Source organism: Pedobacter sp. N36a, from assembly GCF_014472395.1.
In the GTDB taxonomy this organism is placed as follows: Bacteria; Bacteroidota; Bacteroidia; order Sphingobacteriales; family Sphingobacteriaceae; genus Pedobacter.
Genome location: NZ_JACSZW010000002.1, coordinates 37,422 through 55,210 on the forward strand (window position 1 = coordinate 37,422; position 17,789 = coordinate 55,210).

11 protein-coding genes are annotated in these 17,789 nt (G+C 43.8%); 8 read left to right on the forward strand and 3 right to left on the reverse strand.

Features of this window, described 5'->3' with window-relative positions; genetic code table 11:
• Nucleotides 1-77: 77 nt before the first annotated feature.
• Nucleotides 78-314, reverse strand: coding sequence for a hypothetical protein (locus H9X96_RS03995; RefSeq protein WP_187665052.1), 237 nt, complete (start codon nucleotides 312-314; stop codon nucleotides 78-80).
• Between the two features lie 204 nt (nucleotides 315-518).
• On the opposite strand from H9X96_RS03995, the gene H9X96_RS04000 reads away from it, so the two are divergent.
• Complete coding sequence (locus H9X96_RS04000; RefSeq protein ID WP_187665053.1) at nucleotides 519-992, forward strand: helix-turn-helix transcriptional regulator; 474 nt, start codon at nucleotides 519-521, stop codon at nucleotides 990-992.
• A 212-nt stretch (nucleotides 993-1,204) separates the two neighbouring features.
• A complete protein-coding gene (locus H9X96_RS04005) occupies nucleotides 1,205-1,498 on the forward strand; it encodes a hypothetical protein (RefSeq protein ID WP_187665054.1) in 294 nt (97 codons plus the stop codon).
• A gap of 16 nt (nucleotides 1,499-1,514) precedes the next feature.
• Here the strand turns inward: H9X96_RS04005 and H9X96_RS04010 are convergent, their stop codons facing one another.
• Entirely contained in the window at nucleotides 1,515-5,579 is a 4,065-nt protein-coding gene (locus H9X96_RS04010) for a hybrid sensor histidine kinase/response regulator transcription factor (protein WP_187665055.1), read from the reverse strand.
• A gap of 194 nt (nucleotides 5,580-5,773) precedes the next feature.
• Here H9X96_RS04010 and H9X96_RS04015 point away from each other — a divergent pair, with 194 nt between their 5' ends.
• From H9X96_RS04015 to galB, 6 genes are read left to right on the forward strand one after another with little or no spacing between them, the layout of a single operon-like run.
• On the forward strand, nucleotides 5,774-8,752 hold the full coding sequence (locus tag H9X96_RS04015; protein ID WP_187665056.1) for a TonB-dependent receptor: 2,979 nt from the start codon (nucleotides 5,774-5,776) through the stop codon (nucleotides 8,750-8,752).
• 4 nt (nucleotides 8,753-8,756) lie between these two features.
• The gene (locus H9X96_RS04020) at nucleotides 8,757-10,385 is read left to right on the forward strand and encodes a RagB/SusD family nutrient uptake outer membrane protein (RefSeq protein WP_187665057.1); all 1,629 of its coding nucleotides are present in this window, start codon (nucleotides 8,757-8,759) and stop codon (nucleotides 10,383-10,385) included.
• Nucleotides 10,386-10,428: 43 nt separating this feature from the next.
• Entirely contained in the window at nucleotides 10,429-11,547 is a 1,119-nt protein-coding gene (locus tag H9X96_RS04025; protein ID WP_187665058.1) for a SusE domain-containing protein, read from the forward strand.
• A gap of 23 nt (nucleotides 11,548-11,570) precedes the next feature.
• Nucleotides 11,571-12,611 (forward strand): glycosyl hydrolase 53 family protein, encoded by a 1,041-nt coding sequence (locus tag H9X96_RS04030; RefSeq protein ID WP_187665059.1) that lies wholly within the window; start codon nucleotides 11,571-11,573, stop codon nucleotides 12,609-12,611.
• 6 nt (nucleotides 12,612-12,617) lie between these two features.
• On the forward strand, nucleotides 12,618-14,852 hold the full coding sequence (locus tag H9X96_RS04035) for a membrane or secreted protein (protein ID WP_187665060.1): 2,235 nt from the start codon (nucleotides 12,618-12,620) through the stop codon (nucleotides 14,850-14,852).
• Nucleotides 14,853-14,869: 17 nt separating this feature from the next.
• Nucleotides 14,870-17,326: a beta-galactosidase GalB gene (gene galB / locus H9X96_RS04040; protein WP_187665061.1), complete on the forward strand. Its 2,457-nt coding sequence runs from the start codon at nucleotides 14,870-14,872 to the stop codon at nucleotides 17,324-17,326.
• Here galB and H9X96_RS04045 read toward each other — a convergent pair.
• Nucleotides 17,323-17,724, reverse strand: a complete 402-nt coding sequence (locus tag H9X96_RS04045; RefSeq protein ID WP_187665062.1) for a response regulator transcription factor — start codon at nucleotides 17,722-17,724, stop codon at nucleotides 17,323-17,325. The genes galB and H9X96_RS04045 overlap by 4 nt on opposite strands.
• Nucleotides 17,725-17,789: the final 65 nt, after the last annotated feature.

The window sequence follows — 17,789 nt, forward strand, 5'->3', positions numbered from 1 at the left end:
TCGTTATTTAGGCGATAAAGCGGGTGACTGCTGTCGATGCTTAGGTCGATCTCGGCTTGAAGTAGTAAGTAGGCGATTTACAATAACTTGGTGCATTGCTGATGAATCACCGCAAACTCATCGGGATTACCAAACTGGTCGTTAGAAAGTGAGCAGGCGGTTTTTATCCAATTGTGAATGTCCTGACGTAGCTCTTCAATATAAATTTGTTTTGTGCATAAATAGCCGATACAATGAAGTGGGTTGTCAATTTCATCCTGGCTCAAATAGCTGAATTCGAATCCTTTTGCTGTGGTTAATGCTGGTGTTGTCATGTCTTTTAATTTTTAAATGAGTGATCTGTTTGTTCTTCCGAAGAGGAATGAAACGAATAACTATATAGCTGCCATTCTAAACCATGCCTTTTAGTTCTAATTTAGTTCCTGATTAATTTTAATGTATTTTTATGATACTTTTGTGCACTTTTGTTTATTAAAAGGATAATAGTTAATTTGTTGTTTAATTTAAATAGTAGTGATATGAGATCAATAAGAAATAATGAATTAAGGGTTCATCAGGGTAAAAATGTGAAACGGTTTAGGGAAATGCTCGGCTACAAACAAGAAGGACTGGCATTGGAAATGGGAGAGGAGTGGAATCAGAAAAGGATTTCATTGGTGGAGGCAAAGGAAGTTGTGGAAAAGCAAGTGTTGATCCTGGTTGCGAGTGCTTTAAAGATACCGGTGGAGGTCTTAGAGAATTTCACCGAAGAAGCAGCGATTAACTATTTCAATACGTTTATTAATAGTGGAAATGGGAACGGTGCTATCAATACTGAAAATAGTTCGAGTACAGTAAATGGTCAAGTCAATGGAGGTCGCTTTAACCTGGTAGATCAGTTGATAGAAGCGATGGAAAGTCTCAAGATGCTTTATGGTAAAAACACAGACCTTTATGAAAGGTTACTTTCTGTGGAGCGGGAAAAGGTAGAGATTCTTTCTGCCAAGTTGTGATAATGAAAGCTTTTTTTGTCTAACCTTGCTATTCCATCTTGGATAGCATGGTGCGGTGGAAAGTCAAGATTTTGGTTCACATACAACTCGAATTGAACTCGAACAGAAAATGGACAACAGTTCATACTGAAAAACTTCTATATATTTAGGCTAGAAATAAAGACTATTGGAGAGTACAATCAAGGACGTGCTAAACGCTTAGTATTAATTTTATGAAAAAACAATTCCTGAATAACTTAACGATCTTCTATGTTTTAAGCCTAATCGCATTGCTGGGGATAGTCGTCTCTTCTATAATTATGACCAATCAAAATGGAATGAACCAAAGATTACAAGGTTGGGTAAACCTGCTTTGGTTGCCCTTGCCAATATTGATCTTCATCATTGACAGGATTTGGCTGAAGAAATCCGGCGTAAAAAAGACAAATAAAATTCAGCTCTACATTGTAGCTGCTTTCGTTTTACTTTTTGTACTAAATGTAATGAGGTTACAAGTCCAGATATAGCAGGTCGTTAAATCGATTAGGTATTCAAATCCTGCAAATACTGACTTGGGGTCTTGCCAAATTCTTTCTTAAACGCTTTGGTAAAGTAAGACTGGGTTTGGATTCCTACTCTGTACATGACTTCTGTAAACAGCACATCTTCCTGCGTCATAATCTCCACCGCTTTCCTAAGTCTGATAGAGCGGATAAATTCTCCGATCGACTGCCCTGTAATGGTTTTGATCTTTTGATACAGCTTGGTTCTGCTCATCCCAATTTCTGCGCAAAGGAATTCGATGTCCATTTCAGGATTGATCAGGTGCAAATGGATGATCCCTAAAAGTTTTTCCATAAACTCCTTGTCCTTGGTAGAATGGACCAGGTCTATCAGTTCTGCATGGTGATCTTTGGAATAATGTTCCTTCAATTTCATGCGCTGTTCAAAGATATTCTTGATGTTGATCTGGAGTAAGCTGATGTTAATCGGTTTGCTGAAATACAGATCAGCACCGGATTCCGCACCTTCTATTTCTGCTTCGATGCTGTTCTTGGCGGTGAGCATGATGAATGGAATGTGACTCGTCTCCAGGTCATTTTTCAAGGCCTTACAAAGCTGGGTGCCCGTCATTCCTGGCATCATCACATCACTAATGATCAGGTCTGGAAACTCTTCTTTCGCTTTCTGCAACCCTTCATAGCCGTCTGCTGCTTCGGTGATCTGATAAGCTGGACTCAGCGTATCTTTTAAAAATGAGCGGAGTTCTTCATTATCTTCGACGATCAAAATGCGTCTGCTAAGCGCTGGATATTCAGCAGTTGGAGCGTCTGGTAGGACAGGCAAGGTCTGATCAGACCTGTAGCTGATGCTTTCCAGTCGGGTTCCGCCTTGTTCATTACTTTGTCCCCATAACTCTTCAGGTTTAAAGGCCTCCTTACTGCAGGGCAGGCCAATGATGATTTCGGTACCCTGATGACGTTCACTGGATACATAAATCAGCCCCTTATGCAGCATGGTTAAACTTTTAACGAAGGCAAGTCCTACACCTGATCCTAGATGGGTTTCAGTAATCCGGTAATAACGCTCAAATAAATGTTCAATCGATTCTTTGGAGATGCCAATGCCATTATCAACTACCCGGATATAAACGTACCTTTTCCCTTGGTAATTACTCTTGATGTGTAGCTGGTTTTCAAACAAAGGCTGGTAATTGTCCAGGTTGTCGAGAATCTCCAAAACGACTTCGCCACCATGCTTGGTGTATTTCAGGGAATTGTTGATCAGGTTCAAAATGATCTTTTCAATGACATTCCGATCAAACCAGGTATCAGCCGGCTGAACCGTATTTTTAACAATGAAATTGAGGTGTTTCTCCTGGGCCATCTCCGCAAACTCTTCCGCTACCTCATCTATAAATAGGTTGATATTTCCCTGGATCACTTTCAATTGCAGGGCACCAGATTCAATCTTCCTAAAGTCCATCAGTTCATTGATCAGACTGAGCAGTCGGTTCGCATTGCGATGAATAGTTTTGTAGTAACTCAGAAAAGCCGCTTTTGAATCTTCTTTCAGGAGTCGGTCTATAGGTCCAAGGATCAAGGACAATGGTGTTCTGAATTCGTGAGAAATATTGGTGAAAAACTGCAATTGGATCTGATGCATTTCTTCACGCTGCTGCTCTTCCAGGGCCCGGAGCTCCATACGCCTTTTGAAACTCAGTAAGGCATAAGCAATCCCGATCACGATAACCGCCATCAGCAGTCTAAACCACCAGGTCGCCCAGAAAGGAGGGGAGATGTGGATATTAACCGCAGTGCCGGCTTCATTCCAGTTGTTGTCATTATTAGAAGCTTTCACCCGGAATACATAATCTCCCGGATCCAGATTCGTATAAGATGCCTTTTTCGTGTTTCCAGCGTAGTTCCAGTCCTTGTCAAAACCTTCCAGTTTATAGGCGTATTTGTTGTTTTCAGGAGCGGTATAGTTTAATGTGGCAAAACTAAAGGAAAAGGTATTCTGCTTGTGGGAAAGCGCCATCTCTTTGCTGAAACTGATGTCCTTATCCAGCGGGGAATCCTTAGCGCCAGGCAGCATTCTATTGTTGAAAATCTGAAATTCCGTGAGGTAAACAGGAGGGATAAAGCTGTTGGTCTTGATTTCTTCCGGATAAAAGGAATTGAAGCCATTGACACCGCCGAAATACATTTCCCCTTTTTTGGTTTTCAAAAAGGCATTGGCCTCGAATTCCAGCCCTTGCAAACCGTCCGCTTTATTATAGGAGCTGGATTTTAAGGTCTCTGGGTTGAATTTGGTCAAGCCCCTGGAAGTGGAAATCCAGAAATTACCTTGCTCATCCTCTGTAATTCCCTTAATAAAGTCGCTGGCTAAACCTGCTTTTGTCGTATAAATGGAAAAGCTGTCTTTGGCAGGGTTAAATAGATACAAGCCCGACTGGCCAATCCATAACCTTTTTTTACTGTCGATAAAGATGACCCGCAGGTCCGGTCTTTTTTCTTCATTTAAAAAGTAATGCTTGAAACGCTTCGTATTCAGATTATAGGCGTTCAGTCCACCGTCATCTGTGCCGATCCAAAGGTTCTGCTGCTGATCTTCATTGATGGAAATGATGTTTTTACCGCTGATTTTCGTGTTCCCAGCTCCATTGATCAGCCGAGTAAATCTTTTACTGGACCTGTCCATCAGGTTGAGTCCACCATAATAGGTGCCCACCCATAAATTCCCCTTACTGTCTTCAAAGGTCTTCTGTACATAATTAGAAGAGATCGAAGCGGGATCTGCAGGGTTGTTCAAGAATCGGCGGAAGCTGCCCGATTGGCGATCCATCAGGTTTAATCCACCAGCCCAGGTGCCAATCCAAAGTTGCTTGGAACGGTCTTCGGTAATGTTTAAAACCGCATTAGAGCCCAGACTTTCGGGGCGAAAAGGATCGAATTTGTAGGTTTTAAACCGCCCGGTAGCTTTATCATAGAAATTAAGTCCGCCGCCATCCGTTCCGATCCATAGATTTTCATCGGGATCTTCATAGAAGGCTTTCACGTCATTATAGCTCAGACTGTTTTTATTCAACTCCTGCTGCACCAGTCGGAATCGTTCCGAACCAGGGGTATATAAGTTGATGCCCCCGCGATGCGTACCTACCCATAAGTTATCCTGTCTGTCCAGAAATAGGGCAGAAACCGTCCTTTGGGAAAGGCTGGAAGCATTGCCTGGTTCATTTTGGTAATTTTTAAAGGTCTTGGTTTGTGTATTGAAATGATCCAGTCCGCCGTTAATACCGCCTATCCAGAGGTTGTTTTTTTGATCTACGATAATTGCCCGCACGAGGTCACTGCCCAGACTATTACTGTTCGTATACTCATGTTTGTAAACCTTGATGGTATTATTGGAAGGTTGATAGGCAATCATGCCTTGTTCTTCTGTTCCTAGCCACAATATGCCATCAGCAGATTCTGCAATCACACGTAAAGTATAATTAGCAAGACCTTTGATCTTCGTAAAGGAAGCAGTTTTCTTGTCGAATTTGTAAAGTCCGCTATCCGTTGCAATCCAAAGGTTGCCTTTTTTGTCGGTATGAATGTCGTTGGTAGGCTGTTTAAACTGTCGAAAGGTATTTGTTTTTTCATTCAGCAGTTCCAGGAGTCCACCAGAAGTGGCGATCCAAAGACCTGTTTCATGTTCTTCAATGGCGGTGATGTTGTGATGACCAGTACTACCCGCTGCATTGCCCGTGTGGTAACGTTTGAAACTGTTCGTTTCCGGATCAAACCGGTTTAAACCATTCGAAGTACCGATCCAAATCTTTTGATGCTGGTCTTCATAAATGTGGCGTATAAAATTATCAGAAAGGCTTGCGGGATCCTTGCTGCGCTTAAAAACAGTGATCTGTTCCCCATCATACTTGTTTAACCCCTCTCGTGTGCCAAACCAAAGGAAACCCCGGTGGTCTTGAATAATACATTCAATGGTACTATTAGAAAGCCCCTCATCAAGACCGATGTGTTTAAATTTTAAATGCTGAGCAAGGCTGATTTGGCCGCTCATAAATAGTAAAATGAACAGTACATTTTTGAAGAATGAACTCATCGGTTTAGCTGGAGGTATTTGGTTTATATTTTTTTAAAGGTAATAGAAATTAGGAATAAATGCCCATTAAACCTGCTTTTAAAGCGTTGCTAACTACAAATTTGTTAAATAGAACTAAAAGAAAACACGATAGCACAACCCGATTATGGGAAAAACTGATTCATTTGTATCAGTAAATACTAACCAAATACTGTATGCGAATTTTTACTTTTATTGTAAAGCTCAACTTATTGTTGCTGCTTTTTTTCTCCACCACTGCAACACTATATGCACAGCAAACGGTTACCGTTACCGGTACGGTGAAGGCTGCTGTCGATAAGCTGGGAATCCCCGGTGTGAGTGTGATGCTAAAAGGAAGTACTATTGGTGCGGTAACCGGCACAGACGGAAGTTTTGCCATCAAGGTTCCAGGAGGAACAGGTACACTGACCTTTAAATTTATTGGCTATAAGACCGAGGAAGCGAGTATTCCTGCCTCCCGCATTTTAAATATATTGCTTTCAGAAGATGAGTCTAAACTGAATGAGGTAGTCGTAGTCGGATACGGAACCACTAGAAAGCAAGACCTGACAGGAGCTGTGGCGGTAGTTTCCGCAAAGGATTTCCAGAAGGGCAGCATCACCACACCGGAGCAAATGCTTGCGGGTAAAGTATCGGGTGTGGCCATTACTTCAAATGGTGGTCAGCCGGGCAGTGGGAGCACCATCCGCATCCGGGGAGGATCTTCTCTGAGTGCGAGTAATGATCCCTTGATTGTGATTGATGGGGTACCATTGGAAAACAGTACCGTTGGAGGAGCTTCCAATGCTTTAAGTTTCATCAATCCTAACGACATCGAATCATTTACCGTGTTAAAAGATGCTTCTGCGGCTGCGATTTATGGGGCCAGAGCTTCTAACGGGGTATTGATCATTACAACGAAAAAAGGTCTTTCTGGCGGATTAAAAGTAGGTTTCAGCACGGTCAACTCCATTGCGCATTTAGGCAAACAAGTAGATGTGCTGACTGCAGATCAGCTAAGAGCAATTGTAAACCAACACGGTACCCAGGTTCAAAAAGAACAGCTGGGTCAGTTCAATACCAATTGGCAGGACTTGATTTATCAGGATGGTTTGTCGACTGATAACAACCTGAGCATTAGCGGCGGGATCAAAAAACTTCCTTACCGCCTGTCGCTGGGCTATCAAAATCAGACCGGCGTACTTAAAACGGATAAGCTGGAAAAGACTTCTGCGGCTATCGTATTGAACCCTACTTTCTTTGACGATCACCTGAAACTGGACATCAACCTTAAGGGTAGTGCACAGCAGACCAGATTCGCCAATCAAGCAGCCATTGGTGGCGCAGTGAGTTTTGATCCTAGCCAGGCAGTGTATACCAACAGACCTGATTATAACGGCTATTGGGAATGGCTGGATCCGAGCACACCAAGTGGACTGGTAAATCTGGTAGGCAGAAACCCCGTTGGGCTATTGAATCAGCGCGAAGACCGTTCAAAACCACTCCGTAGTATCGGAAATATGCAGTTGGATTATAAATTTCATTTTCTGCCGGAACTGCGGGCCAACCTGAATATGGGTTACGATGTGGCCAGCGGAAAAGGAACCGTATTCGTTGATCAGAATGCTGCAGAGCAGATCAACAGAATGGGAATTAATAACGTATATAAACAAAACCGGGCAAATACGCTGGCCGACTTTTACCTGAATTACGTTAAACAGTTTGAGGCGATAAAAAGTAGGGTAGATGCCACCGCTGGTTATTCTTACAATGATTATCAGACTAAATTCTTCAACTATGCCGACTTTGATGCCAACGGAAATAAGATCCTCAACAGCGATCCTGATTTTGCTTTCAATACGCCGCAAAACAGACTGATTTCTTACTTCGCCAGAGTGAATTATAATTATGATGAACGTTTCTTATTGACGGCCACCATCAGAAGAGACGGCTCTTCACGTTTTGGACCGAGCTATAAGTATGGTTATTTCCCTGCAGTAGCCCTGGCCTGGACGCTAAAGAACGAATCTTTCTTAAAGGATAGCAAGCTGGTTTCTGCACTTAAACTGCGTGCGAGTTACGGGATTACCGGTCAGCAGGAAGGAATTGGCAACTATGGCTATCTTTCTACCTACGGCCTGAGTACGCCAAATGCTTCTTACCAGTTTGGCGATACTTTTTACCAGATGTACAGACCTACGGCCTATATCCCGGATATCAAATGGGAACAAACTTCGACCACCAATATTGGTATAGACGCAGGAATCCTGAACAACAGAATTACAGGTTCCCTGGAGGTTTATCATAGGAAAACCAGCGATTTGCTGAACCAGGTTCCTCAGCCGGCAGGTACCAATTTCAGCGCCACAGCAATCATCAATGTGGGCGATATGGTAAATAAAGGAATCGAACTGACTTTAAACTTCGTGCCGATCCAGCGTCCTGATTTCGAATGGAACATTGGCTTAAATGCGACTTATAATAAAAACACGATTACCAACCTGACGGTGATTCCAAACGATCCTAATTATAAAGGATTTCCTACAGGAACGATTGCAGGAGGGGTAGGCGGACAAAACGCGTTCATCAATGCAGTGGGTGGCCCAAAAAGCACTTTCTACTTGTTCCAACAGGTTTATGATCCCGCAGGAAATCCAATTGAAGGCGTATACGTGGATCAGAATGGCGATGGCATCATCACCGAAAGCGACTTTACCAAAGGTAAATCTGCCGATCCGAAATTCTTCCTGGGTTTCAACAACAACATGACCTATAAAAAATGGAACCTTGGCTTTACACTGCGTGCTAATCTTGGTAATTACGTGTACAACAATTCCTTTAGTCAGCGAGGTAACCTGACACAAATACTGGGGACCGCAATTATCAACAACGCTTCTCCGAATTACTTGGTCAGCAATTTCAAAGGCCAGCAGCTGTTGAGCGATTACTACGTGGAAAATGCTTCCTTCCTAAGAATGGACAACATCAACCTGGGCTATAAATTCGGCGCGATCCTGAAAAATAAAGCCAGTCTGCAGCTCAACGCAACCCTGCAGAACGTGTTTGTGATCACTAAATATAAAGGTCTTGACCCAGAGGTTCCCTCAGGTGTGGACAATAACCTTTACCCAAGACCACGTGTATTCTCATTGGGCTTAAACCTTAATTATTAAAACGATGAACTGGAACATAAAGAAATTCTATCCCCAACATACTACCGGTAAGGCAGCTGCGGTTGTACTGTTGATCCTGCTTTCCGCTTGTAATAAATTAGACCTGACACCCACCAACGACCTGACCGCGGAAAAGGTATATTCCACACCATTGGGATACAAACAGGCCTTGGCTAAAGTATACGGTGCATTTGCATTAACTGGAAACGCGACTACAGGCCAGCAGGACATCCCTGCAGAAATCATCAAAGATGAAGGAAACTCCGACTTTTTGAGGCTGTACTGGAACTTGCAGGAGCTGACTACAGATGAAGCCGCCTGGTCCTGGCAAAATGATGCAGGCATCCAGGGACTGCATGAACTGAGCTGGTCTTCGATCAACTCCATCATCAACGGTCTTTATTACCGTTCATATTTCCAAATCACCCTGTGTAATGATTTTATCAGACAGTCTACGGATGAGAACATTTCCCAAAGAGGCATTACCGGAACTGATGCAGAGAACATTCGTAAATTCAGAGCAGAAGCGAGATTCCTAAGGGCCTATCAATACTGGGTGCTGATGGACTTATATGGAAACCCGGCTTTCGCTACCGAAGATACCAAAATTGCAGGTAAAGAATTTCCGAAGCGCATAGTCAGAGCAGACCTTTTCAAATACATAGAGTCTGAGCTTTTGGCGATTGAAAACGACCTCGCTGCACCGAAAACCAATGAATATGGCAGGGCAGATCGCGCCGCAGCATGGGCATTATTGTCGCGCCTTTACCTAAATGCTGGCGTATATACTGGAACCACCAAATATACCGAAGCCATCACTTACAGCAACAAAATCATTAGCGCTGGTTATTCCCTGCACAATAAATACAGGGACCTGACCATTGCCGACAATCACCTGAATACAGATGAGTTTATCCTGACGATCAATTATGATGGTACGAGCACTCAGAATTTTGGAGGAACGACCTACCTGATGCATGGACCAGCCAACGTGCCTGCCGATGTTTCGGGATCTAACGGAGATTGGGGTGGTTTAAGATGTACACAGCAATTTGTGAATTTATTTGCCGATAAAACTGGAAATACAGATAGCCGTGCGCAGTTTTATATGGTTGGTCAGAATCTGGAAATGAATGAGCTGTATGTAGAAACAGAGGGTTACTCAACCACGAAATACCGCAATAAAACCAGAACTGGCGCACCTGCTCCACATCAGGATGCAGCGAAGGATTTCTCGGATATCGATTTTCCTTTATTCCGCCTGGGAGAAGTTTACCTGACGTACGCAGAAGCAGTTTTACGCGGAGGTACCGGAGGTGATACGGGAACCGCATTAAGCTATATCAATGCGTTAAGAACCCGTGCTTACAATGGCAGCACTTCAGGAAACATCAGCTTAAGCGCGATGAACCTTGATTTTATATTGGACGAACGTGGTAGAGAGCTGTATTATGAAGCTGTGAGGAGAACCGACCTGATCCGCTTTGATAAATTTACGACAGCGGCTTATTTATGGGCCTGGAAAGGTGGTGTAAAAGCTGGAACTGCGGTATCGAGTAAGTACAATATTTTCCCTTTGCCGCCGACAGACCTTTCAGCGAATCCAAATCTAATTCAAAATACCGGTTATTGATCCAGGGAACGGCCTTTTGGCCTACCGATAAAATATAAAAATTATGAAGACGTTATTGAAACAGTTTTTTTATCTGCTGCTGTTCACCCTCGCTTTATCCGCTTGTAAAAAGGAAAAAAGCAGCAATGTGTTGGCTCCGCCGACTGCTGGAATAAAAGGCTTTACCGCTTCCAGCACCAACCTCAGCCTATCTGAAGCCAATGCAGACAAAAATGTGCTGACCTTTAGCTTTAACGCTCCGGATTACGGAGTGAAAGTGATCCCATCGTATACCTTACAATTTGACCTCCCTGCGGATACTTCAGGAGAAAACGCCTGGGGAAAGGCCGTTGAGGTTAAAATCGCTGCAGATAGCCTGAGGAAAACTTTTAAAGGCGCCGATTTTAATGCCTTGCTCGCGGTGCAATTGTTATTGCCGGTAGATGTGAACAGCACCATTGCAGTGCGTTTAAAATCAGACGTGAAGCAGAATAGCGGCCTGGCATCGGCTGTAAAACCTGTGTATGCCAGCTTAACCATGGTGGTGAAACCTTACCGTTCATTTGTGGAATATCCGGCTTTATTAGTTAAAGGAGGCAATTCCTGGAGAACACCTGCAGAAAGAACCAATGGCTATCTGCTGACTTCCGCGAAATTTAATGAAAAGTATGAGGGGTATCTTGACCTTCCAAATGCCGACGGATGGGCTGGGGATGCCTTTAATTTAATCTCCACCAAAGATGGGAAGTCTTACGGCTGGGGAACCAGTGCAACCACGCTGAGCGTTGGCGGCGGCGGACTATGGCTAACTCCTGCACCAAACCAGATGAAAGTAAATGTAGATCTGGATGCGATGACCATCAATTATACACCTGTTCGTTTCTTTATCTCCGGTGACGACAATGGCTGGAGCACTTCTGCTACGCCAATGGTTTACAATGCAAGCACCAAACTATGGACCGCCAGCAATGTAACGCTGACCGAAGGAAAAGGTTTTACATTTACCTGTAACGGCAGTTACGACATTAGTTATAAGCTGAACAAAGCGGAAAATGGGGTGTTGACCTTTAGTGGTGCGCCAACATGGGGCGGAGTGAATATTCCGGTGGCCAAAACTGGCGTGTACACTGTAACCCTGGATTTAAGTGCAGGCGATGGAAATTATACTTATTCAGTTAAATAGTAGGACCTTAAAAAGACGAAGCAATGAAAACAAATAAATGGTTAGCCCTGATATTTACCATGATCGTGATCGGTGTGGCCTGTAAAGAAAGCACTGTGGGTGCTACACAGATTTATCCTGAACCTGAACCTCCGGGAAGTTATGCCAGAGGGGCAGATGTGAGCTGGCTAACAGAAATGGAAGCTTCAGGAAAGAAGTTTTATAACAATGCCGGTGTGGCGCAGGATTTACTGAAAATTCTAGGCGATAAGGGCCTGAATGCAGTGAGGTTAAGGGTATGGCTGAACCCAGCCGGAGACTGGTCGGGAATGGCCGATGTGCTGGCTAAAGCGAAACGCGTAAAGGCCGCCAATATGAGGTTGATGATTGATTTTCACTACAGCGACAGCTGGGCGGATCCAGGACAGCAAAACAAACCTGAAGCCTGGAAAACACAGAACCTGGAAGCTTTAAAGGCCTCTGTGACCAACCATACGGTGGAAGTATTAACCCTTTTGAAAAACAACAAGATCGTTCCAGAATGGGTACAGGTGGGCAATGAAACCAATAATGGCATGTTATGGGAAGAAGGTAAAGCATCTGTCAACATGAAAAACTTTGCAGACCTGGTCCTTGCAGGATACAATGCGGTGAAGTCGGTAAACCCAAGCTCTAAAGTCATCGTGCACCTTTCCAATGGTTATGACAACGGATTGTTCAGGTGGATGTTCGACGGCTTAAAGAGCAATGGTGCCAAATGGGATGTGATCGGAATGTCTTTGTATCCTACAGCAGCGGATTGGCAAACTAAGAACACCCAATGTCTGGCCAATATGAACGATATGGTTAGCCGTTACGGTTCAGAAGTGATGATCTGCGAGATTGGGATGCCTGCCTCGGAAGCAGCAGCTTCGAAAGCTTTTATCACTGATCTGATCGCCAAAAATAAGTCCTTGCCCAACCAGAAAGGTCTAGGCGTATTTTACTGGGAGCCCCAGTCTTACAACAGTTGGAATGGCTACAAACTTGGCGCTTTTGACGATAGCGGCAAGCCAACTATAGCGATGGATGCCTTTTTACCTTAAGAATTTATGATGTTTTTTAGAGCGATATTAGTTTTTCTTTTTATTTCGGCAATGAGTCTTTCTGGTTATGCCCAGAGTAAAAAGGCGAAATCTGGGATATTTGTCGATAAGAGTGGAGTGATGCGGTGGGAGAAAGATGGTACCGAAGCCAGTTTTTTCGGCGTCAATTATACCGCGCCATTTGCTTACGGTTACCGTTCCATTCAGCGAACCGGTATTTCTGTAGAACAGGCGATCAAAGACGATGTGTACCATTTCTCGCGTCTGGGATTGGATGCTTTCCGTGTGCATGTATGGGATGTGGAAATCTCCGATAGCCTTGGGAATCTGATCAATAACGAGCACCTCAGATTGTTTGATTTTCTGATTGCAGAGCTAAAAAAAAGAAAGATTAAAACCCTCATCACCCCAATCGCTTTCTGGGGAAATGGATATCCTGAAAAGGACGAGGATAGGGGCAGCTTCTCCAGTAAATATGGAAAGCAAAGGGCATTGGTGGAGGAAGCTGCATTCTTAGCTCAAGAACGTTACCTGAAACAGTTTTTTCAGCATAAAAATCCATACACCGGGCTAACTTATCAGAATGATCCGGACGTGATTGCAGCTGAGGTCAACAATGAGCCACAGCATAGCGGCGCCAAGGAGTTGACCACACAATATGTGAACCGCATGGTAAAAGCGATTCGCTCAACAGGCTGGTCTAAACCTATATTTTATAACATCAGCGAGTCTCCGAAATATGCAGATGCGATTGTAAAAGCAAAGGATGTACAAGGCTATACTTTCCAGTGGTATCCTACAGGATTGGTGTCCGGGCATACTTTGAAAGGAAATTATCTGCCTCATGTTTCCAGATACCACATTCCTTTTGATACGATTCCAGCTTTTAAGAAAGGCGCGAAGATCGTCTATGAGTTTGATGCCGGAGATGTGTTGGATTCCTATATGTATCCGGCTATGGCCAAAAGTTTCAGGGTTGCAGGTTTTCAATGGGCCACCCAATTTGCATACGATCCGATGGCTACAGCGCATGGGAATACGGAATATCAGACCCATTATTTGAACATGGCTTACACACCTTCAAAAAGCATTAGTTTATTGATCGCTTCTAAGGCTTTCCATACCTTGCCAAGGTCAAAGCCACAAGCCATTGATAGCGTATTTGGGCCTTTCCGACTAAGCTATGCTGCTTCAAGGACTGAAATGAATACGGATCGGGAGTTTTATTATTCCAACACCACCAGCGCCAAACCTGTTGATCTGAATAATCTGCAGCACATCGCTGGAGTTGGTAGTTCTCCTGTGGTCCAGTATACCGGAACAGGGGCTTATTTTGTAGACCGGATTGCTAATGGCGTATGGAGATTAGAGGTCATGCCCGACGCAGTGTATTTAAGCGATCCTTTTGAACGGACTTCTGCTGATAAAATGGTCACAGGCATCAGCTGGGCAAAACACGATATGAATTTACAATTGCCGGATCTTGGGGCTGGTTTTGCCATTAAAGGTTTAAATAAGGGCAATGAAACCACCGGAAAATCAGTATTGGGGGAGTTTAAGATCAGTCCTGGAGTATATCTATTAACACGTGAAAATGTAAGCAGTACTTTAAATGCGGACAGTTACTGGTTAAATATACAATTGGGTGAATTTGTAGCGCCTAAAGATACGGAAAGCCCTGTAATTGAGCTGTTCAATGCCGATAAGGATACTGATCGGATCATGCTTTATAATCCAGATTGGAAACATCGTCCGATCCAGAACGCAGCAGCAGGAGATCATTTTGTGAGATTCAATATGCCAGAGCTTAAAGAAAGTACGCCTGTACATCAAGATGTCAATATGTCTTTGCATAAAGAGATCCCGATGCTGGGATTCCAGGTTTATTATGGCGATCGCATGAAATCAGCAGGTTCCACAAAGCTAGCGAGGGTAGATACCCTGGTGATCAAGGCAAGATCTACCCAGCCAGGTACTAACAGCATCCAGATTGGCCTGATTGATGTAAACGGTCAGTTTTTCGCTGCCAAATTAGAACTTGGCGCAGATTTCAAAGCGATAAAAGTACCTTTGAACACTTTAAAACAGACTGCGCAATTGCTATTGCCTAGACCGTATCCAGGTTTTGGACCGCTCTATGCTCAGCCTTCAAACACTGCAAATTTCGATCTGAAGCTGACAGAGAAAGTAGAAGTTACCTTTCAGCAAGGACTGGAAATCTCGACCATTTATTTTAAGTAAATCCATGTATTAATTTTATGATCATCCCCAAAAATAATTTATCCTGGTTGAAGGTGCTGGCCGCATCTTTTTTGCTAACCTTATCTGCTTATGGCCAAAATAGAGTAGAAATTGAATTGACAGACAACTGGAAATTTTACCGCGGTAAAAATGACCAGGCCTTTGCAAAAGATTACAACGACAAAAGTTGGAAAACCGTCACAGTTCCTCACGACTGGGCAATTTCAGGTCCATTCGATAAAGAGATCGACAAACAAACAACGGCCATTACTCAGAATGGAGAAAAGATAGCTACAGAAAAGACGGGGAGGACTGGCGCGCTGCCTTATACCGGAGAAGGTTGGTATCGCAATAGCTTCAAAGTTCCCGCCTTATCACAAAAGCAGCGGACTTTGCTGGTATTCGATGGCGCAATGAGCGAACCAAGAGTATTCCTGAATGGAAAATTGGTAGGGCAATGGAATTATGGCTACAATAGCTTTTATCTGGACGTGACGGATCAGGCTTTGCCGGGTAAAATCAATCAGCTGGCGGTACATTTGTCGAATCGCCCGAAATCTTCGCGCTGGTATCCTGGAGCTGGTTTATACCGCAATGTGCACCTGATCGTAAAGGACGAAAAAAGCATTGAACAGTGGGGTGTTTCTATCACTACTCCAGTGATCACCGAGAAATTTTCAAAAGTAAACATCAAGACCAGGTTAACTGGAGATCACTTACGCATCCAAACACAAATCATAGATCCAGATGGTAAAGTTGTTGCCTCAGAAAGTACGGAGCAGCAATTTGGAAATGAGTTCGACCAGAATATTGAAGTTGCAACACCGAAATTATGGAGTCCTGAAAGTCCTTATTTGTATACCGCTGTTTCTAAAATATACCAGGGTGATGTGCTAAAAGACGAAGTGAAGACCCGTTTTGGCATTCGGGAGATCCGTTACGAAGCCAATAAAGGGTTTAGCTTGAATGGCCAGGTACGTAAATTTAAAGGCGTTTGTCTGCACCATGATCTCGGCCCTTTAGGTGCCGCAATTAATACAGCAGCGCTCCGCAGACAGCTGACCATACTGAAAGACCTGGGCTGCGATGCGATCAGGAGTTCTCACAATATGCCTTCACCGGAACAGCTGGAACTCTGCGACGAGATGGGCTTTATGTTCCTCGCAGAAAGTTTTGACGAATGGGCAAAGCCGAAAGTTGAAAATGGCTACCACCTTTATTTTGATACTGATGCGGAGAAAGATGTAGTAAACCTGGTGAGGGCCAACCGGAACCATCCGAGTATTGTGATGTGGAGTTCTGGTAATGAAGTTCCTGATCAATGGGGCGCAGAAGGGGTGAAACGGGCCAAATGGCTGCAGGATATTTTTCACAGGGAAGACCCAACAAGGCCAGTTACCGTAGGCATGGATCAGGTGAAGGCCACCATGGAATCTGGATTTGGCGCGCTATTGGATGTTCCGGGTTTAAATTACAGGGTTCATCTGTATGAAGACGCCTATAAGGCTTTTCCACAAGGCTTTATTTTAGGTTCAGAAACAGCGTCCACGGTGAGTTCAAGGGGGATTTATAAGTTTCCGGTGGTGATGGCCAAAGACAAACAATACCCGGACTTGCAAAGTTCGTCCTATGATATGGAATGCTGTTCCTGGTCTAACCTTCCTGATGATGATTTTGTGTTACAGGATGATAAAGCCTGGGTAATTGGTGAATTTGTTTGGACAGGTTTTGATTACCTGGGAGAACCCACACCTTATGATGAGCACTGGCCATCAAGAAGTTCTTATTTTGGGATCAGCGACCTTGCCGGTTTACCAAAAGATCGCTTTTATTTGTACAGAAGTCGATGGAATAAGGAAAAGCCTACCCTGCATCTATTGCCGCATTGGAATTGGGAAGGCAGGGAAGGAGAGACTACACCGGTATTTGTGTACACCAGTTACGATAGCGCAGAGCTGTTCCTGAATGGCAAAAGTCTAGGGATCAGGAAAAAGAATAAAGCTACTCCTCAGGATCGTTATAGATTAATGTGGAATGACGTAAAATATGCGCCAGGAACGTTAAAAGTGGTGGCTTTTGATGCCGCTGGTCAGGCTGTTGCGGAAGAAAAAGTGGTGACGGCGGGGAAACCGGATAGGATCGTTCTGGAAGCAGACAGGAGCCAAATTACTGCTGATGGAAAGGATATTTCCTATGTTACGGTATCTGTGCTGGATAAAGATGGCAACCCTTGTCCGACGGCAACATTACAGCTTAAATTTAAGGTGACTGGCGAAGGTGTATTCAAAGCAGCATGTAATGGTGATGCGACTTCTCTGGAAAGCTTTGAATTGCCAACCATGAAGCTTTTCAGCGGGAAACTGGTAGTACTGGTACAGTCGAGCAAAAAGGCAGGATCGATAGCACTGAACGTAACTGGCAGCGCTGTGAAAGCGGGGGAGATTACGTTGCAATCCAGCCTGCCTGAAGGTTAGTCTAGGTATACTGCTGGCAAATGGTGTTTGATTTTAGCGATTAAATTCGATAAGTCAAAAGGCTTAGGAATGAATTCGTCGGCATTGCAGGCCTGACTAGCAGTAATGTCTGCATTGGCCGACATGATCAATACCGGAAGCTGTTTTGAGCGTAAATCTTTTTTGATTTGATCACAAAGCGCTATTCCATTTCCGTCGGGCAGCATCACGTCCAGCAAGAAAATATCAGGTAATGCAAGTTTGAAAGCGCTCTTAAATTCTGCTGCGGTACTCAGAAGCTTCACTTGAAATCCTTCTTCTGTAAGTACATACTCAAGGATAAAACCGATGTCCTGATTGTCCTCCACTACGTAAATCTCTGGCTTATGATGCGCTGATGTACTGCTGTTTAAATTCATTTTTCATGTATTTATATACGAATAACCATTGAGATCGCAATTTGTTTAAAAGCAAGGCTCAGCTT

What these genes read in the sequence shown, in the direction of transcription:
- H9X96_RS04015 (WP_187665056.1), top strand. Translation starts at nt 5,774, where the DNA reads ATGCGAATTTTTACTTTTATTGTAAAGCTCAACTTATTGTTGCTGCTT.
- H9X96_RS03995 (WP_187665052.1), bottom strand. Translation starts at nt 314, where the DNA reads ATGACAACACCAGCATTAACCACAGCAAAAGGATTCGAATTCAGCTAT.
- H9X96_RS04010 (WP_187665055.1), bottom strand. Translation starts at nt 5,579, where the DNA reads ATGAGTTCATTCTTCAAAAATGTACTGTTCATTTTACTATTTATGAGC.
- H9X96_RS04025 (WP_187665058.1), top strand. Translation starts at nt 10,429, where the DNA reads ATGAAGACGTTATTGAAACAGTTTTTTTATCTGCTGCTGTTCACCCTC.
- H9X96_RS04020 (WP_187665057.1), top strand. Translation starts at nt 8,757, where the DNA reads ATGAACTGGAACATAAAGAAATTCTATCCCCAACATACTACCGGTAAG.
- H9X96_RS04035 (WP_187665060.1), top strand. Translation starts at nt 12,618, where the DNA reads ATGATGTTTTTTAGAGCGATATTAGTTTTTCTTTTTATTTCGGCAATG.
- H9X96_RS04005 (WP_187665054.1), top strand. Translation starts at nt 1,205, where the DNA reads ATGAAAAAACAATTCCTGAATAACTTAACGATCTTCTATGTTTTAAGC.
- galB (WP_187665061.1), top strand. Translation starts at nt 14,870, where the DNA reads ATGATCATCCCCAAAAATAATTTATCCTGGTTGAAGGTGCTGGCCGCA.
- H9X96_RS04045 (WP_187665062.1), bottom strand. Translation starts at nt 17,724, where the DNA reads ATGAATTTAAACAGCAGTACATCAGCGCATCATAAGCCAGAGATTTAC.
- H9X96_RS04030 (WP_187665059.1), top strand. Translation starts at nt 11,571, where the DNA reads ATGAAAACAAATAAATGGTTAGCCCTGATATTTACCATGATCGTGATC.
- H9X96_RS04000 (WP_187665053.1), top strand. Translation starts at nt 519, where the DNA reads ATGAGATCAATAAGAAATAATGAATTAAGGGTTCATCAGGGTAAAAAT.